Source organism: Nitratireductor sp. GISD-1A_MAKvit, from assembly GCF_040819555.1.
GTDB lineage: Bacteria > Pseudomonadota > Alphaproteobacteria > Rhizobiales > Rhizobiaceae > Nitratireductor.
The window spans coordinates 3,483,009-3,497,684 of the sequence record NZ_CP161920.1 but is presented as its reverse complement, the minus strand read 5'-3'; the positions used below and the strand labels follow the sequence as shown (position 1 = coordinate 3,497,684).

Below are 14,676 nucleotides of genomic sequence, written 5' to 3'. Positions count from 1 at the left end.
GTGGGTTCGCCGGTGGCGATCAGGGATGGTGAAAAAAGATCATCGATGAATGTGGATGCTGGTGACTGTTTTCGGCTAAACGCGTAGCGTGCCGAACCGTTGGAAAAGAACGGTCATTTCTCACTCGCTGAAGAAAACGGAAGCGCTGCATGCATGATATCGGACTGAAGATCGCGCTGATCGGCGTGATGGGCATGGGCGCACAATGGCTTGCCTGGCGTATGCGGCTGCCGGCCATCGTTCTGCTTCTTGTGGCCGGAATGCTCGCCGGGCCGGCCACCGGATTCGTCAATCCGACAGAGGATTTCGGCGCGATCTACCGGCCACTCGTTTCGCTGGCTGTCGCCATCATCCTGTTCGAGGGCGGGCTGACGCTCAACTTCAAGGAGATCAGCGAAACCTCGACCGCCGTGCGACGCATCATCATTTTCGGCGGCCCGATGGTGTGGGGAATGACCGCGCTCTCGGCGCATTACATTGGCGGACTGACCTGGCCGACGGCCATCGTGCTCGGCGCCATTCTGGTGGTGACCGGGCCGACCGTGATCACGCCGCTCCTGCGACAGGCGCAGCTTGCCGCCCGGCCGGCGTCGCTGCTGAAATGGGAAGCGATCGTCAACGATCCCATTGGCGCGCTTTTCGCCGTTGTCGCTTTCGAGGTCATCCTCGTGATGATCGGGCAGCATCAGGGTGGAAGCCTCGCCTATGTGGTGGTGGCGGCTTTCGTGGTGGCGGTTGCGGGGGGCTATCTGGCCGCAAGGGCGATCCACTGGGCCTTCGTGCGCGGCTTTGTGCCGGAGTTCCTGAAAGCGCCTATCCTGCTCGCCGCTGTTCTTCTGGCCTATGCGCTGACCAATCTCGTGCTGGAGGAAGCGGGGCTTCTGACGGTGACGGTGATGGGCATCGTGCTGGCCAACACGCGCATTGCGAGCCTCGCGGAGATGCGGCGTTTCAAGGAGACGATCACGGTCTTTCTCGTCTCCGGAATTTTCATACTGCTGACCGCGTCACTGACCATCGAAGACTTCAAAAGTCTTGACTGGCGGGCGGCGCTGTTTGTCGGGTCGCTTCTGTTTGTGGTGCGGCCGCTTGCCATCATGACAGCCACGGCCGGCTCTGGCGCAACGCTTGCAGAGCGCACGCTTTCAGGCTGGATCGCGCCGCGCGGTGTGGTGGCCGTCGCCGTGTCCGGTCTGTTCGGTGGGGCGATGGCGGATGCAGGCATCGTCGACGCCAACCGCATGGTGGCCTTCACCTTTGCCGTGGTGGTCACGACGATCGTGCTGCACGGCTTCACGCTGGGACCGCTGGCCTCCATCCTGAACCTGAAGAGCGCTGAAAAGCCCGGTCTTCTGATAGTCGGCGGGCCCAGATGGGCCATCGATCTGGCGCGCAAGATGCGTGAGATGGAGGTGCCGGTCATGATCGCGGACCCGAACTGGAACCACATCGCTGACGCGCGACTTTCCGAGATCCCGGTTTTCTATGGCGATATCCTGTCGGAAGAAGCGCATCACAGCATCGACCCGAAGCGGTTCTCCGCGCTGATCGCCGTGACCGACAACGACGCCTACAACTCGCTTGTCTGCACGGATTTCGCGCCGGAACTGGGGCGCTCGAACGTCTACCAGCTGGGACGCGGGGCAGAGCAATCGAAACGCATGTCGCTCAACTTTACCCTTGGTGGCCGCCCACTCACCGACGAGCAAGTGGACTTCCGCGTGCTGCGTGAGCGGCATTGGCAGGGGTGGACGTTTCAGGCCACGAAGCTCACCGACGCCTTCGACTACGACGCCTATCTCCAAAGCCGCGCCGAAGAGGCAATCGTGCTTCTGTGGGTCAAGCCATCCGGAAAGGTCGTGTTTGCAGGTGGCGCCACGGGGACACCTTCCATCGATGATCGCGTGGTGAGCTTCACCCCGGCAAAACAGCGACGGGGAAACGGCAATGGTGAAGAGAACGGTTCGGTGGGCGAGAGCTGAGCCGGTCAGACCTTGCTCGTGACCCTGATCTCGGCCTGGCTCAAGACCTCTGCGATATCGGCCGGGGGCGGGCGGTCGACGATCAGCTCGTCGACCTCGGTGAGGGCGCACACCCGCACAAGCCCTTTCTGACCGAATTTCGATGCGTCGGTGACAACGACACGGCGCCGGCCTCGGGCGAGCACGGCATTGCCGAACTGCGCCTCTTCCAGATCATAGTCCAAGATGCCGGTGGCGGCATTGACCGCACCGGCTGAAATGATGGCGTGATCGACGCTGAACCGGCTGATGAATTCGATGGCTGAAAAGCCCAGTGCCGAGCCACTGTCGCTGCGCAGTTCGCCGCCGGCCATATAGACCTTGTTGCCGTTGACGGTGGCCAGCGTGCGGGCAATGTCGGATGAATTGGTCACGACGGTGAGTTGCCGGTGGTCGAGCAGTGCGCGCGCCAGAAGGCTGGTCGTGGTGCCCGTGTCGAGCATCACCGATTCGCCGTCGCGGATCGACGCCGCCGCAATTCGGGCGATGGTTTCCTTCGCCTCACGGTTCTCCCGCATCCGGCGTTCGAATGGCGCCTCGTTGACAATGGAAGGCAGGGCGATTGCGCCATGCATGCGCACGATTTCTCCGCGCCCGGCGAGCGCTTTCACGTCGCGTCGCACGGTTTCGACCGAAACGTCCAGATGCCGGGCGAGATCATTCACACCCATGGTTCCCTCCTTGGTGAGAAGGTCGAGGATCTGGCTGTGACGTGGCGAATAGCCCATTTTGCTCTCCATCGAGGATGCCCGTTTCTAACAAGTATTGCCTGATTTTGACCGAATGATATTCACAAAATCATCAGATACGGTCAAAAATCCACATTTTGTATTGACTTCCCTGTATGTGGCATCAATTCTCTTCGCAAAACAGACGGCCGAAGGCTGTGGGAGGGGATATGGCGGAGGCTCGGGAGACAACGACCGCGCACTCTGAAAAGATTGGCGCTCTGCCGATCTGGAAAGGGTCTATCAGCATAAAGCCGATGGTCGGCGGGATCAGCAATGAGAGCTGGCTCGTTACCGACGACAGGGGCGGGCATGTCGTCCGTTTCGGCACGGACTACCCCTTTCACCACGTTATGCGCGACCGCGAACTGATGACCGCGTGCGCTGCCGAGGAAGCCGCGCTTGCACCGGCGGTCGAGCACGCCGAGCCGGGGGTGATGGTCTGCAGATATCTCAATGCCAAGACCTATGCCGAGGCAGACGTGCGCGCCAATATCGAGCGCGTGGCCCGCATTGTCCGTGCCTTTCATCGCAAGATGCCGCACCACGTTTCGGGACCGGGCTTCATGTTCTGGCCTTTTCATGTGATCCGCGATTATGCGCGCACGCTGGCGAAGGGCGAGAGCCGGATGCGCGAGCATCTGCCTGCCTATCTGGCGCTTGCCGACGAACTGGAAACGGTGCAGGAGCCACTCCCCATCGTGTTCGGACATAATGATCTTTTGCCGGCCAACCTGCTCGATGATGGTGAACGTCTCTGGCTGATCGATTTCGAATATGCCGGCTTTTCGACACCCATGTTCGATCTTGCGGGCCTTTCTTCCAATGCGAGCTTCTCCGACGAGGAAAGCGAGGCATTGCTTGGCTATTATTTCGACCGCACGCCGGAACGCTCACTGCGCTGTTCGATGGCGGCCATGCAATGTGCTTCGCTTCTGCGGGAGGCCATGTGGAGCATGGTTTCCGAGCTTTACCTCGATGCACCGGGAACCGATTACGTCGCCTACACGCATGAAAACCTGACGCGGCTGGAGACGGCACTCGACACTTTCTATTCTCAATACGGACGCACCCCCTGATGACCAAGACCCTGCCTTCCCATGCCCAGATTGTCGTGATCGGCGGCGGCATCATCGGCTGCTCGACAGCCTATCATCTCGCCCGCGATCACAAGGCGGAAGTCGTCCTTCTCGAACAGGGCAAGCTGACCTCCGGCTCCACCTGGCATGCGGCCGGGCTTGTGGGACAATTGCGGTCTTCGGCCTCGATCACCAAGGTGCTGAAATACTCGGTCGATCTCTACAAGCGGCTGCATGAAGAGACCGGACTTGAAACCGGCTGGAAGATGACGGGCTGCCTGCGGCTTGCAACCAATGAAGACCGCTGGACCGAATTTCGCCGGCTCGCCACCACGGCGCGCAGCTTCGGCATGGAGATGGAGCTCATCAGTCCCGAAGAGGTGAAGCGGATGTGGCCGCTTATGGATACATCCGACCTCCTGGGCGCTTCCTGGTTGCCGACCGATGGGCAGGCGAGCCCATCCGACATCACCCAGTCGCTCGCCAAGGGCGCGCGCATGCATGGGGCGCAGCTCTTCGAGGGTGTTCGCGTGACCGGTTTCGAGATGGACGGTGACCGCATCACGGCCGTGGAAACGAACAGAGGGCGGATCGGCTGTGAAACGGTGGTGAACTGCGGTGGCCAATGGGCGCGCCAGATCGGTGCCATGGCCGGCGTTTCGGTTCCCCTGCATCCGGTCAAGCACCAGTATATCGTGACGGAGAAGATCGAGGGACTTTCCGCCGACACGCCGACCGTGCGTGATCCGGATCGCCGCATCTATTTCAAGGAAGAGGTGGGCGGACTGGTGATGGGCGGCTATGAGCCGAACCCGCAAAGCTGGGTGACCGGGCTGCCGGGCGGGGATGTGCCCAACGAGTTCGAGTTCCAGCTTTTCGACGATGATTTCGATCATTTCGAACAGCACATGACGCAGGCCATCGAGCGTGTTCCCGCGCTTGGCGAAGCCGGTGTGCGGCAGATGATCAACGGGCCGGAAAGTTTCACCCCTGATGGCAATTTCATTCTCGGCCAGGCGCCCGAATGCGCCAACATGTTCGTCGGAGCGGGCTTCAACGCTTTCGGCATCGCCGCTGGCGGTGGCGCGGGCTGGGTGCTTGCCGAATGGGCCGTGCGCGGCGAAGCGCCGCTCGACCTCTGGGTGGTCGACATTCGCCGTTTTTCGACACTCCATGAAGACCGCAAATGGGTGGAGGAGCGCACGCTCGAAGCCTATGGCAAGCACTACACCGTGGCTTTTCCGCACGAAGAATACGAGAGCGGGCGGCCGCGCATCGTTTCGCCACTCTATGAACGCTTGAAAAAGCACCGCGCCGTTTTCGGCTCCAAGCTCGGGTGGGAGCGACCCAACTGGTTTGCGCCCGAAGGCATGGAGCCCCGTGACGACTATTCCATGGGCCGTCAGAACTGGTTCGGTCCGGTAGGCGAGGAGCATGCCCATGTGCGCGAAAAGGTCGGCGTGTTTGACCAGTCGTCCTTTGCCAAATATGAAATGACCGGACCCGATGCGGCGGATGCGCTGGAGCGGATCTGCTCCAATTATGTGGCCAAGCCGGCCGGACGCCTCACCTATACCCAGATCCTCAACTCGCGCGGTGGCATCGAATGCGACCTCACCGTGGCGCGCCTTGCCGATGACCGCTTCTACATCGTCACCGGTACCGGCTCGCGCACCCATGATTTCGGATGGATCAGGCAGCATCTGCCGGTGGGTGCGGATGCACGGCTTGTCGATGTGACCGAGGATTACGGTACGCTTTCGCTGATGGGGCCGCGCGCGCGGGACGTGCTTTCGTCTGTCACGGATGCCGATGTGAGCAACGACGCCTTCCGCTTTGGTCGGGTGCAGGAGATCGAGATTGCCGGCCATACGGTGCGCGCCATGCGCGTGACCTATGTGGGTGAGCTGGGCTGGGAACTGCATGTGCCCATCGAAGGGACCGGCGATGTTTTCGATGTGCTGATGGAAAAGGGCCGCGCCCACGACATCCGCCCGGTCGGTTATCGGGCCATCGAGTCGCTCAGGCTTGAGAAGGGATATCGCGCGTGGGGATCGGACGTTACGCCGAATGACAACCCCTTTGAAGCGGGGCTTGGCTGGGCGGTGAAACTGCGCCGCGACACGCCTTTTATCGGCCGTGAGGTCTGTGAGGTGGCGGCCGCCAATCCGCTGACAAAACAGCTGGCCTGTTTCACGACCGAGGACCCGGACGTGGTGTTGCTTGGCCGGGAAACCATACTGCGCGATGGCGAACCTGTCGGCTATCTGACCAGCGGTGGCTTTGGCTACACGGTCGGAAAGCCCATCGGCTACGGTTATGTGCGCTCGGAAAACGGTGTCGACGAGGCGTTTCTGACATCGGGACATTACGAACTCATCGTGGCGAACGAACGCATCGCCGCCACGCTTCACATGGCGCCGCTCTACGATCCGCCGGGGGAACGCGTGAAGGGCTGATCGAAAAACCGGCGCCAAGATGCCGGGGCGCATTTCGCACACTGGGAGGGAAGGCAAATGGCTTCAATCGGTACCTACGTCATCTACATCATCATGGCATGCGCGGTCGCCGGCGCAATCGCCTCGATCCGCAACCCGGAAACCGGGCTCGGCAAGGAGTTCATCGAGGGGCTTCATTCCATCGGCCCGATTTTCATACCCGTGGCCGGTATCATGGCCGCGATCCCCTATCTGTCGGAGTTCATCCGGGCAGTCGCAGGACCGCTCTTTGCGATGATCGGCGCGGACCCGTCGATCGCTGCAACGACGGTGATCGCCGTCGACATGGGCGGCTATCAGCTGGCTGACGCATTGGCGCAGTCGCGCGATGCGTGGATGATGGCGACCGTCGTCGGCTACATGTCGGGCGCGACGATCATCTTCTCCATTCCCGTCGGGCTGGCGATGCTGGCAAAATCCGATCACAAATACATGGCGCTCGGCATCATGTCGGGCATTCTGAGCGTGCCGGTTGGCGTGTTCATCGCGTGTACGCTGATTGCCATGACGGGGCTCGACATCAGGCCCGACGTCTCCACCACTTCGGAGGCGACCCATCAGATCGCGCTGACCATGGTCGACATCCTGCGCAATCTGCTGCCCCTGATCGTGTTCTGCGTGGCAATCGCTTTGGGGCTGCGTTTCGCACCCGATGCGATGATCACCGGTTTCCTTTGGTTCGGGCGCATCATGTATGCCGGCATCACGCTGGTGCTTGTGGCTTCGATCGTTGAATATTTCACCGGCATTTTCTCCGCCGTGTTCGGCTCCTGGGGTTTCGACCCGATCATTGCCGATGAACAGGATCAGTTCCGTGCCCTGGAGATTGCCGGCTATATCGGCATCATGCTCGCCGGCGCGTTTCCGATGGTCTACCTGCTGACGAAATATCTGGCTGGCCCCATGCAGGTGATCGGCGCACGCATCGGCGTTTCGCCGGAAGGTGCGGCGGGGCTTCTGGCGGCAAGCGCGAACATTCTCGCCATGTACCGCCTGGTCGGTCAGATGCGGCCACGCGACAAGGTGCTGGCTATTGCCTTTGCCGTGTGTGCGGCATTTACCTTTGGCGACCATCTGGCATTTGCGGCGAACTTTCAGCCGACGATGATCCTGCCCTTGATGCTGGGCAAGCTCTTTGGCGGTGCTGCGGGCTTCATGCTGGCCGTGTGGCTCTCGGTGCCCAAGGCGGAAGAACTGGCTTCGCTAGAGGCAACACCCGAGCCGGTGGCGAGGACGGCACCGGCGGAGTGAACGCTGGTTCGCCTATCCGCGATTTGCGGTTGGCGGTGAAGCTTTTCCCCCTACGCGGGCCGCCGCGTAGGGGAGAAACGCGACAATCAGAATGACGCGCAGCACATGATGGACTGCCACCATGGCAGGATCGATCATCAGCGCGAGCGCAACGACCCCAAGCTCGGGCGCGCCGCCTGGCAGATAAGCCAGAAACAGCGGAGCCACATCGCCGCCGGCAAAGGGCGCGACGATGAAGGCCGCGGCCAGTGAGCCGATGGCCATGACCACGCCGACAAGGGCCGCAAGCCAGCCATCGCGTGCGATCTGGCGCAGCGTATAGCTGGCAAAGCGGGCACCGACGCCCGATCCGATCACGATTTGCGCCAGAATGGAAAGCGGTGCGGGCACATGAACCGTGACCAGCCCGCTTGCGTGGAAAATGGCCGAGCTCAAGAGCGGAAGAAGAAGCATGACCGACGGGAAGCGGATGCGCTTTGCGGCATACCAGCTTGCAATGGCAACCAGAGCCAGTGCGCCATGCTCTTTGAAGTCGAGGGCCTCGTGCGTTTCGAATGCCGTGCGGTTTGCAGCAGACAGATCGATGCCCGAAATCCACTGGATGAGGAGCGGTGCCGAAATGAGAAGCACCACCAGACGCGCCGTGTGACAAAGCACCACGCGGTTCGTCTCGGTCTTGTATTGCTCGGCCAGCATGGTGACGACGGAGAGGCCGCCGGGCATTGCGGCGAACAAAGCCGTTTCGCGGTTCATGTCGCCCCAGCGCCGGAAAACGATATAGGCAAGGAGGCCAAAACCAAGCGACAGCAGCGCCATGGCAAGAAGGCTGACTGTCCATGTACCGGCGCGGGCGATGACATCCGGCGTGAAGCCGGTGCCGAGCATGGTGCCGATGGCGACCATGGCATAGCTGCGCCAGCTTGCCGGAAGTGCCGGACGAAATGGCGAAATCTGCGTGATCAGCGCGGAGGCGGTGACGCTGCCCAGAACCCAGGGCAGCGGGAGATTGAGCAGAAAGAAGGTGAGGCCGCCGGCAGCGCCGATGCCAATGGTGGCGGCGCCGCGGGCGATGGCAGAGGCTGGCATGCTCAAGCTTCGGCCTGCCGTACCTTGCGCTGGCGCAGTTTCTTGAGAAGCGGAGCGCCAACGAGAACGAGCAGCATGACGACGAAAAGGCCAAGCGCCATTGGGCGTTCGAGCAGGTAGTTCAGCGGCTGGTTGTTGGAGATCTGCAGGGTGCGCACCAGCTCGCCTTCCATCATGCGACCGAGAAGCAGGCCGATGACAGTGGCGGCGACCGGATAGTCGTGACGGCGCATGAGCCAGCCGAGACCGGCAAAGGCAGCGACGGTGAGCGGGCCTGCGATCGTGCCCGTGATTCCGTATCCACCCCATGCGCACATGGCCAGAACACTGGGCACGAGATAGGCGAGCGGCACGCGCACCACCATGCCCAGAACCCGCAGCATGGCGAGACCGATCACGGCCAGAAGCAGGACCTGACCCAGATTGCCCAGAATGATGGAGTAGACGACATCGGTCTGGTTGCGGATGAAGGAGGGGCCGCCGATGATGTTGTGAAAGGAGAAGGCTGCAAGGAGCACGGCCGTTGCCGCGCCGCCGGGAATGCCAAGCGCCAGAAGCGCGGTCATGGACCCGCCTTCGGAGCTGCTGTTGGCGGATTCTGCCGCGATGACGCCCTCCGGCGCGCCCTTGCCGAAGGCTTCCGGCGTTCGCGATGTTCTCTTGGCTTCGCCATACGAGACCAGATTGGCAACCGATGAGCCAACGCCGGGGATGGCACCGATCACAGCGCCGATGAGGCTGCCGCGGATCAAGACGCCGGGATGACGGAAGGCTTCGCCCGCGCCGCGCAGAATGCGGCCAAACGAAATGTCGCGCTGTGCTTCGTCCTGCACCAGATAGGAGCTGCCGCGCAGGCGCAGAAGCTCCGATGCGGCAAAAATACCGATCATGGCAGGAACGACGGGAATGCCGTCGAGCAGGTGCGGATTGCCGACAGTGGTGCGCATCACGCCGGTGGTCGACATGCCGATCTGGCTGAGCATCAGCCCGAAGAAGCCTGCAAGCAGACCCTTCGACAGGCTGCTGTCATTAAGTGTCGCGATCAGGGTGAGGCCCCAGAGAACCACGACAACCATTTCCATGGGGCCGATCTTCAGAACCAGCGCGGCCAGCGGATTGATGAGAAGCAGCAGGAGCACGTAGCCGACAAAGGCACCGATGACCGATGCGGCCAGCCCGAGGCCCAGCGCCTCATTGTGTTTGCCCTGCCGCGCCATGGGATAGCCATCAAAGGCGGTGGCGATGGAGGAGGACGAGCCCGGGATGTTCATCAGGATCGCCGTCACCCCGCCACCATAGGCGCCGCCGGTGAAGATTGCCGTGAGAAACAGCATGGCCTGCAGGAAATCCATGCCGAATGTGACCGGCAGGAACACTGCCATTGCCATCGAGATCTGAAGGCCGGGGATAGACCCGAAGATCAGGCCGATGAGAAGGCCGGGAATGACCCAGAGCCACGGATCGAAGCTGGTGAAGAGCAGGCCGAAGGCCTGTGAAAGGGCAAAATGGTCGATCATCTCAAAGCACCAGCGTCAGCATCGGGTATGGAAACAGGGATCCGAACCCCTTGACCAGAAGCACGGTGAAGAGCGCGGCATAAAGCGGCGGTTGCCAAAGCCCTCGCCCGCCACTCATCACCACGCCGGCCCAGACGAAAACAAAGGTTGCCACGTCGAAACCCACATGGGTGAGAGAATAGCAGAACACGGCAAAGCCCGAGAGCAGCAGCAGATCGCCCCATATGCCGGTTTTGGTGCTTTCGTCGGACGGCTTGGCGAATGCGCCGGCGATGACGAAAAGCGCGAGAAGCAGAAGCACGGCGGCGACCGGGGCAGCCACCACCAGATTGTTGAGTGAAGCGGAGGCGGATACGGCACTCCAGAGAATGAAGCCTGTTATGGCAAGCACAATGCCGATAAAGGCGGCATGCGTGGCCGGAAATCTTGTGGTCATATCCATCCTCGCTTCTGCAGGATCGAAAGAAAGCGGGAGCTGCCGCCCCCGCTTCAATTCCTACTCTTCAGTTCCGAAGCGTTTCAGAACTTCGAAGTTGGAGTTGATGATCTCGGTCGTGCGTTCCGGTCCGAGCCATTCAGCGCCGATCTTCTGCTCTTTCAGGCTTTTTACAAACGCCTCGTCTTCGAGCACAGCCTTATAGGCATCGACCATCTTCTGGAAGGCCTCAGGATTGTTCTTCTTGAACTCGGCATGTGCGGCCAGACCGCGCATGGAACCGGCCAGCACAGGGACGGACTCAAGACCGTTCTTCTCAAGGGCCTGGTTGAGTGTTGGGGCGTCCCAGTCTTCACTCGGTTCATCGGCAGCCAGCGCCAGCGGGCGGACATATTCGGCGATCGAAAGCGTGCCATCCGCGGCAAGCACGGTCATGTCGACCTGGCCGCCTGCCACGGCGGTGCGTGCCTTGCCGCCCGACTGATAGGTGACAATGTTGACGGCGGACTTGTCGACGCCAAAGGCTTCGAGGGCGAGCTCCAGATTGATGGCGCCGGTGGAGCCGGGAACCACCGAAACCTTCAGCTTGCCGGGCTCTTCCTTCGCTGCTGCCATGAACTCGGCGAGCGTCTTGTAGGGCGTCTCGGCGTTGACCGCGAACAGGTCGTGATCGTTCCACTGGCCGTTGATGAACGCGAAATCGTCAAGCGTGTAGTCGGCATCGAAACGCAGGATCGCGTTGGAAATATACGGATGGATCGAAGTGGCCAGGAAATAGCTGCCGTCTTTCGGCATCTGGGAGAAATAGGTGTGGCCGACATGGCCGCCGCCACCTTCCTGATTGACCACCGTGATGGGGGTCTCCAGCTCGTCTTGAAGACGCTGGGCGAGCGCTCGTGCCGTGCGGTCGGCCGACCCGCCCGGCCCAAGCGCAACGACGAAGGTGATCTTGCGCGGCGGCCAGCTTTCTTCGGCTTTGGCGGTGGCCGGCTGCAAAACGGCCGCCAGCGACATGCCGAGCGCGGCTGCGGCGATAGCGAATTTTTTCATGGTCAGACTTTCCTCCCTGACGCTGTTGGTTGCAAGATTGTAGTGCAATCTGTCGATCCAGACAGTTATCGTCCGAACGCTCATCGTGTCAAGAGAATCAAAATTATTGACAGAAGCGCGGTTTTCAAGGATTTTTCGGTCAATAATCTGCTTTTTGAAATTTTGGCCGGTGGTCCAGAGGAGAAGAGATTGTCAACAATCGTGATGAAATCTCGCGGACTTGCCGCCGAGCGACTGGCTGATGCATTGCGCGAAGACATTCTTTCCGGCCGCCTTCCTTCGGGGGAGCGCCTGGGAGAGGTCGCGCTGGCCGAACGGTTTGAAGTCAGCCGGGGGCCGGTGCGCGCGGCGCTGAACATTCTCAGCGAAGCGGGTCTCGTGACGATCGTTCCCAACAGTGGCGCGCGTGTGCGCGAAATGGGGCGTGCGGATGCGCGCGCACTTTACGAGGTGCGCGCTGCGCTTGAAGCCGAAGCCGCCATGCTTGCCGCCGCCAGGGCCGGGCCGGAGACGGCCGCCCTGTTCGGCGATCTGCTCGATCAGCATGCCGGTGAGATTGCGGCGCATCCCGAGGGCGCATATCTGCAGGGTGCCGGGGATCGCGATTTCCATATGGTGATTGCGCGAATGGCCGGCAATCCGATCATTCTTCGCTATCTGGCGCGCGAGCTCTATCCGCAGCTTTCGCTGCTGCGCGTCAAGCATCGAAACGTGACCGGGCGCGGGGCCAGGGCATTAAACGAACACAAGCGGATCGCAACGGCGATCGCCGATGGAGATGCGGAAGTCGCCGGTCTCCTGATGCGGCGTCACATACGCAACAGCTGGACAGCGCTCGAAGCGCAGCTTTCCGAGACCGCCAAGGAGGTGGAATGAGCCAGAAACGCATGCCCGCAGCTTTCATACGCGGAGGCACCTCCAAGGCGGTGGTACTGAAGCGCGCGGATCTGCCGGAAGATGAGGCTGCCTGGCCTGAGCTCTTTGCGCGCATGATGGGGAGTCCCGATCCCAATGGGCGGCAGCTCGACGGCATGGGCGGCGGCATCTCCTCGCTGAGCAAGGTGTGCATCGTGGGGCCTTCGACCCGCGAGGACGCCGATATCGACTATACGTTCGCCCAGGTCGGGGTGGACAATGATACGGTCGATTTCAGCGGCAATTGCGGCAATATGAGCTCTGCCATGGGCCCGTTTGCCTATGAGGAAGGGCTGGCGGATGGTCCGCGCGACGGAGAAGCGGTCGTGCGCATCCACAACACGAATTCGGGCAAGGTGATCGTCTCGCGTTTCGAGGTCTCGGGCGGCTCGGCTGTCGTGACCGGCGACACACGCATTCCCGGCGTGCATGGCACGGGCGCACCGGTTACGCTGGATTTTCTTGATCCGACCGACACGTTCGGACGGGGCGCTTTGCCCGGCGGACTGGCAAGCCATGAGCTGATCCTCACCGATGGCCGGAAGGTCCGGGTGACGATGATCGATGCCGCCGTTCCTTCGGTTTTCGTAGCGGCCGGTGATGTCGCTGGTGACACACGCGAGCACCCCGCAGCGATCGATGACGATAACGCGCTTATGGCACGTCTGGAGGACATTCGCCGTCAGGCTTCCGTGATGATGGGGCTGAGCGCCGATCCTGCCGCCGCCGCCGCCCGCATCGCCACGCCAAAAATTGCCATGGTGGGGGCTGCCGCCGATTACACCGACCTGTCGGGAAACGCGCATCCGGCAGCCGATCAGGACCTGCAGATCCGCATGATCTCTGCCGGGCAGGCGCATCGGGCTGTCCCGGTCACCGGTGCGCTGGCGCTTGCCTGCGCAGCGGTTGTCGAAGGCTCGGTCGTTGCTGCCTGCCTTTCCAGCGGGTCCGATCCATTGAATCTGCGCATCGCAACGCCAAGCGGCATCGTCACGGTGGGTGCGACCCGCGATGAGGAAAGCGGCGTGATCAGCGCCGCCCGGATCGTCCGCACCCAGCGGCGTCTGATGGACGGGCATATCTGCATTCCCTGACCTGAACCACGAACCTCTGCCCAACAGGACTGAAGAAAGAGACACGTTTCATGCTGAACCACGAAATCAACCGCACCTTCAAACAGCGTATTCTCAAGGGCGATCCCGTGCTCATGCCGGGCGCGGCCAATGCGCTGGCGGCGCGGGTCATCGAAGATCAGGGGTTCGAGGCGATCTACCTGTCGGGTGCGGGTCTGACCAACACCTATCTCGGCATGCCGGATATGGGTTTTGTGGGGCTGAGCGAGATTGCGCAGCACACCTCCACCATTCGCGACGCGACCGAACTGCCCATCGTGGTGGATGCCGACAATGGTTTCGGCAACGCGCTCAATGTGCGTCATACCATCCGCACGCTGGAGCGGGCCGGCGCGAGCGCCGTGCAGCTGGAAGACCAGAAGACGCCGAAGCGCTGCGGGCATTTTTCCGGCAAGGAAGTGGTGCCGCTGGACGAGGCCCGTTCGCGCATTCGCGCAGCGGTCGACGCCCGCCAGGATGAGAACACCCTCATCGTGGCCCGCACCGACGCCCGCGCCACGGATGGCTATAATGAAGCGCTGGATCGCGCTGCGGCATTCATCGAGGACGGTGCCGACATCACCTTTGTGGAGGCTCCGCAGTCGAAGGAAGAGATGCGTGGGATTCCGGCAGCACTCAAAGGCACGCCGCAGCTCGTGAATCTGGTGGTCGGCGGCAAGACGCCGATCCTCGACCTTGATGAGCTTGGCGATATGGGCTTCTCGCTCGTGCTTTACGCCAATGTGGCGCTGCAATCGGCCGTCTATGGAATGCAGCTGGCACTCGGGCAGCTCAAGGAAACCGGACGCATGGACGAAGGCGGTCCGGTGGCGAGCTTCGTCGAGCGTCAGCGCATGGTGCGCAAGGAGCTTTTCGACGAGCTGGAGAAGCGCTACGCGATCTAGGATCTCTCCGCTTTTTGCGGAGTGAGCGGGCGCATGGAACGTGAAAGGCCGGCGGCATTGGGGAATGCCGCCGGTTTC

The 14,676-nt window shown here is 61.7% G+C and carries 12 protein-coding genes; 7 read left to right on the top strand and 5 right to left on the bottom strand.

Going from position 1 to position 14,676, the window contains the following annotated elements; all coding sequences use genetic code 11:
* Positions 1–149 precede the first annotated feature (149 nt).
* On the top strand, positions 150–1,982 hold the full coding sequence (locus AB2N04_RS18135; protein ID WP_367716068.1) for a cation:proton antiporter: 1,833 nt from the start codon (positions 150–152) through the stop codon (positions 1,980–1,982).
* A 5-nt stretch (positions 1,983–1,987) separates the two neighbouring features.
* Here the strand turns inward: AB2N04_RS18135 and AB2N04_RS18130 are convergent, their stop codons facing one another.
* Positions 1,988–2,749 (bottom strand): DeoR/GlpR family DNA-binding transcription regulator, encoded by a 762-nt coding sequence (locus AB2N04_RS18130; RefSeq protein WP_367716067.1) that lies wholly within the window; start codon positions 2,747–2,749, stop codon positions 1,988–1,990.
* 170 nt (positions 2,750–2,919) lie between these two features.
* On the opposite strand from AB2N04_RS18130, the gene AB2N04_RS18125 reads away from it, so the two are divergent.
* From AB2N04_RS18125 to eutH, 3 genes are read left to right on the top strand one after another with little or no spacing between them, the layout of a single operon-like run.
* On the top strand, positions 2,920–3,828 hold the full coding sequence (locus AB2N04_RS18125; RefSeq protein ID WP_367716066.1) for a phosphotransferase: 909 nt from the start codon (positions 2,920–2,922) through the stop codon (positions 3,826–3,828).
* Complete coding sequence (locus AB2N04_RS18120; RefSeq protein ID WP_367716065.1) at positions 3,828–6,287, top strand: FAD-dependent oxidoreductase; 2,460 nt, start codon at positions 3,828–3,830, stop codon at positions 6,285–6,287. The genes AB2N04_RS18125 and AB2N04_RS18120 overlap by 1 nt, the downstream gene beginning before the upstream one ends.
* 57 nt (positions 6,288–6,344) lie before the next feature.
* On the top strand, positions 6,345–7,577 hold the full coding sequence (eutH, locus tag AB2N04_RS18115) for an ethanolamine utilization protein EutH (RefSeq protein WP_367716064.1): 1,233 nt from the start codon (positions 6,345–6,347) through the stop codon (positions 7,575–7,577).
* 12 nt (positions 7,578–7,589) lie between these two features.
* Here eutH and AB2N04_RS18110 read toward each other — a convergent pair whose 3' ends face one another.
* The 4 genes from AB2N04_RS18110 to AB2N04_RS18095 are packed head-to-tail and all read right to left on the bottom strand — an operon-like array spanning position 7,590 to position 11,666.
* Positions 7,590–8,663, bottom strand: coding sequence for an AbrB family transcriptional regulator (locus AB2N04_RS18110; RefSeq protein ID WP_367716063.1), 1,074 nt, complete (start codon positions 8,661–8,663; stop codon positions 7,590–7,592).
* 2 nt (positions 8,664–8,665) lie between these two features.
* Positions 8,666–10,180: a tripartite tricarboxylate transporter permease gene (locus tag AB2N04_RS18105; protein WP_367716062.1), complete on the bottom strand. Its 1,515-nt coding sequence runs from the start codon at positions 10,178–10,180 to the stop codon at positions 8,666–8,668.
* 1 nt (position 10,181) lies between these two features.
* Positions 10,182–10,616 carry a hypothetical protein gene (locus AB2N04_RS18100; protein WP_367716061.1) on the bottom strand — a complete coding sequence of 145 codons (435 nt, stop codon included), beginning with the start codon at positions 10,614–10,616 and terminating at the stop codon, positions 10,182–10,184.
* Positions 10,617–10,676: 60 nt separating this feature from the next.
* Positions 10,677–11,666: a Bug family tripartite tricarboxylate transporter substrate binding protein gene (locus AB2N04_RS18095; RefSeq protein WP_367716060.1), complete on the bottom strand. Its 990-nt coding sequence runs from the start codon at positions 11,664–11,666 to the stop codon at positions 10,677–10,679.
* Between the two features lie 189 nt (positions 11,667–11,855).
* Here AB2N04_RS18095 and AB2N04_RS18090 point away from each other — a divergent pair, with 189 nt between their 5' ends.
* The 3 genes from AB2N04_RS18090 to AB2N04_RS18080 are packed head-to-tail and all read left to right on the top strand — an operon-like array spanning position 11,856 to position 14,598.
* Positions 11,856–12,542 (top strand): GntR family transcriptional regulator, encoded by a 687-nt coding sequence (locus AB2N04_RS18090; RefSeq protein ID WP_367716059.1) that lies wholly within the window; start codon positions 11,856–11,858, stop codon positions 12,540–12,542.
* Positions 12,539–13,675, top strand: coding sequence for a PrpF domain-containing protein (locus AB2N04_RS18085; RefSeq protein ID WP_367716058.1), 1,137 nt, complete (start codon positions 12,539–12,541; stop codon positions 13,673–13,675). The genes AB2N04_RS18090 and AB2N04_RS18085 overlap by 4 nt, the downstream gene beginning before the upstream one ends.
* A gap of 50 nt (positions 13,676–13,725) precedes the next feature.
* Positions 13,726–14,598 carry an oxaloacetate decarboxylase gene (locus AB2N04_RS18080; protein WP_367716057.1) on the top strand — a complete coding sequence of 291 codons (873 nt, stop codon included), beginning with the start codon at positions 13,726–13,728 and terminating at the stop codon, positions 14,596–14,598.
* Positions 14,599–14,676 lie beyond the last annotated feature (78 nt).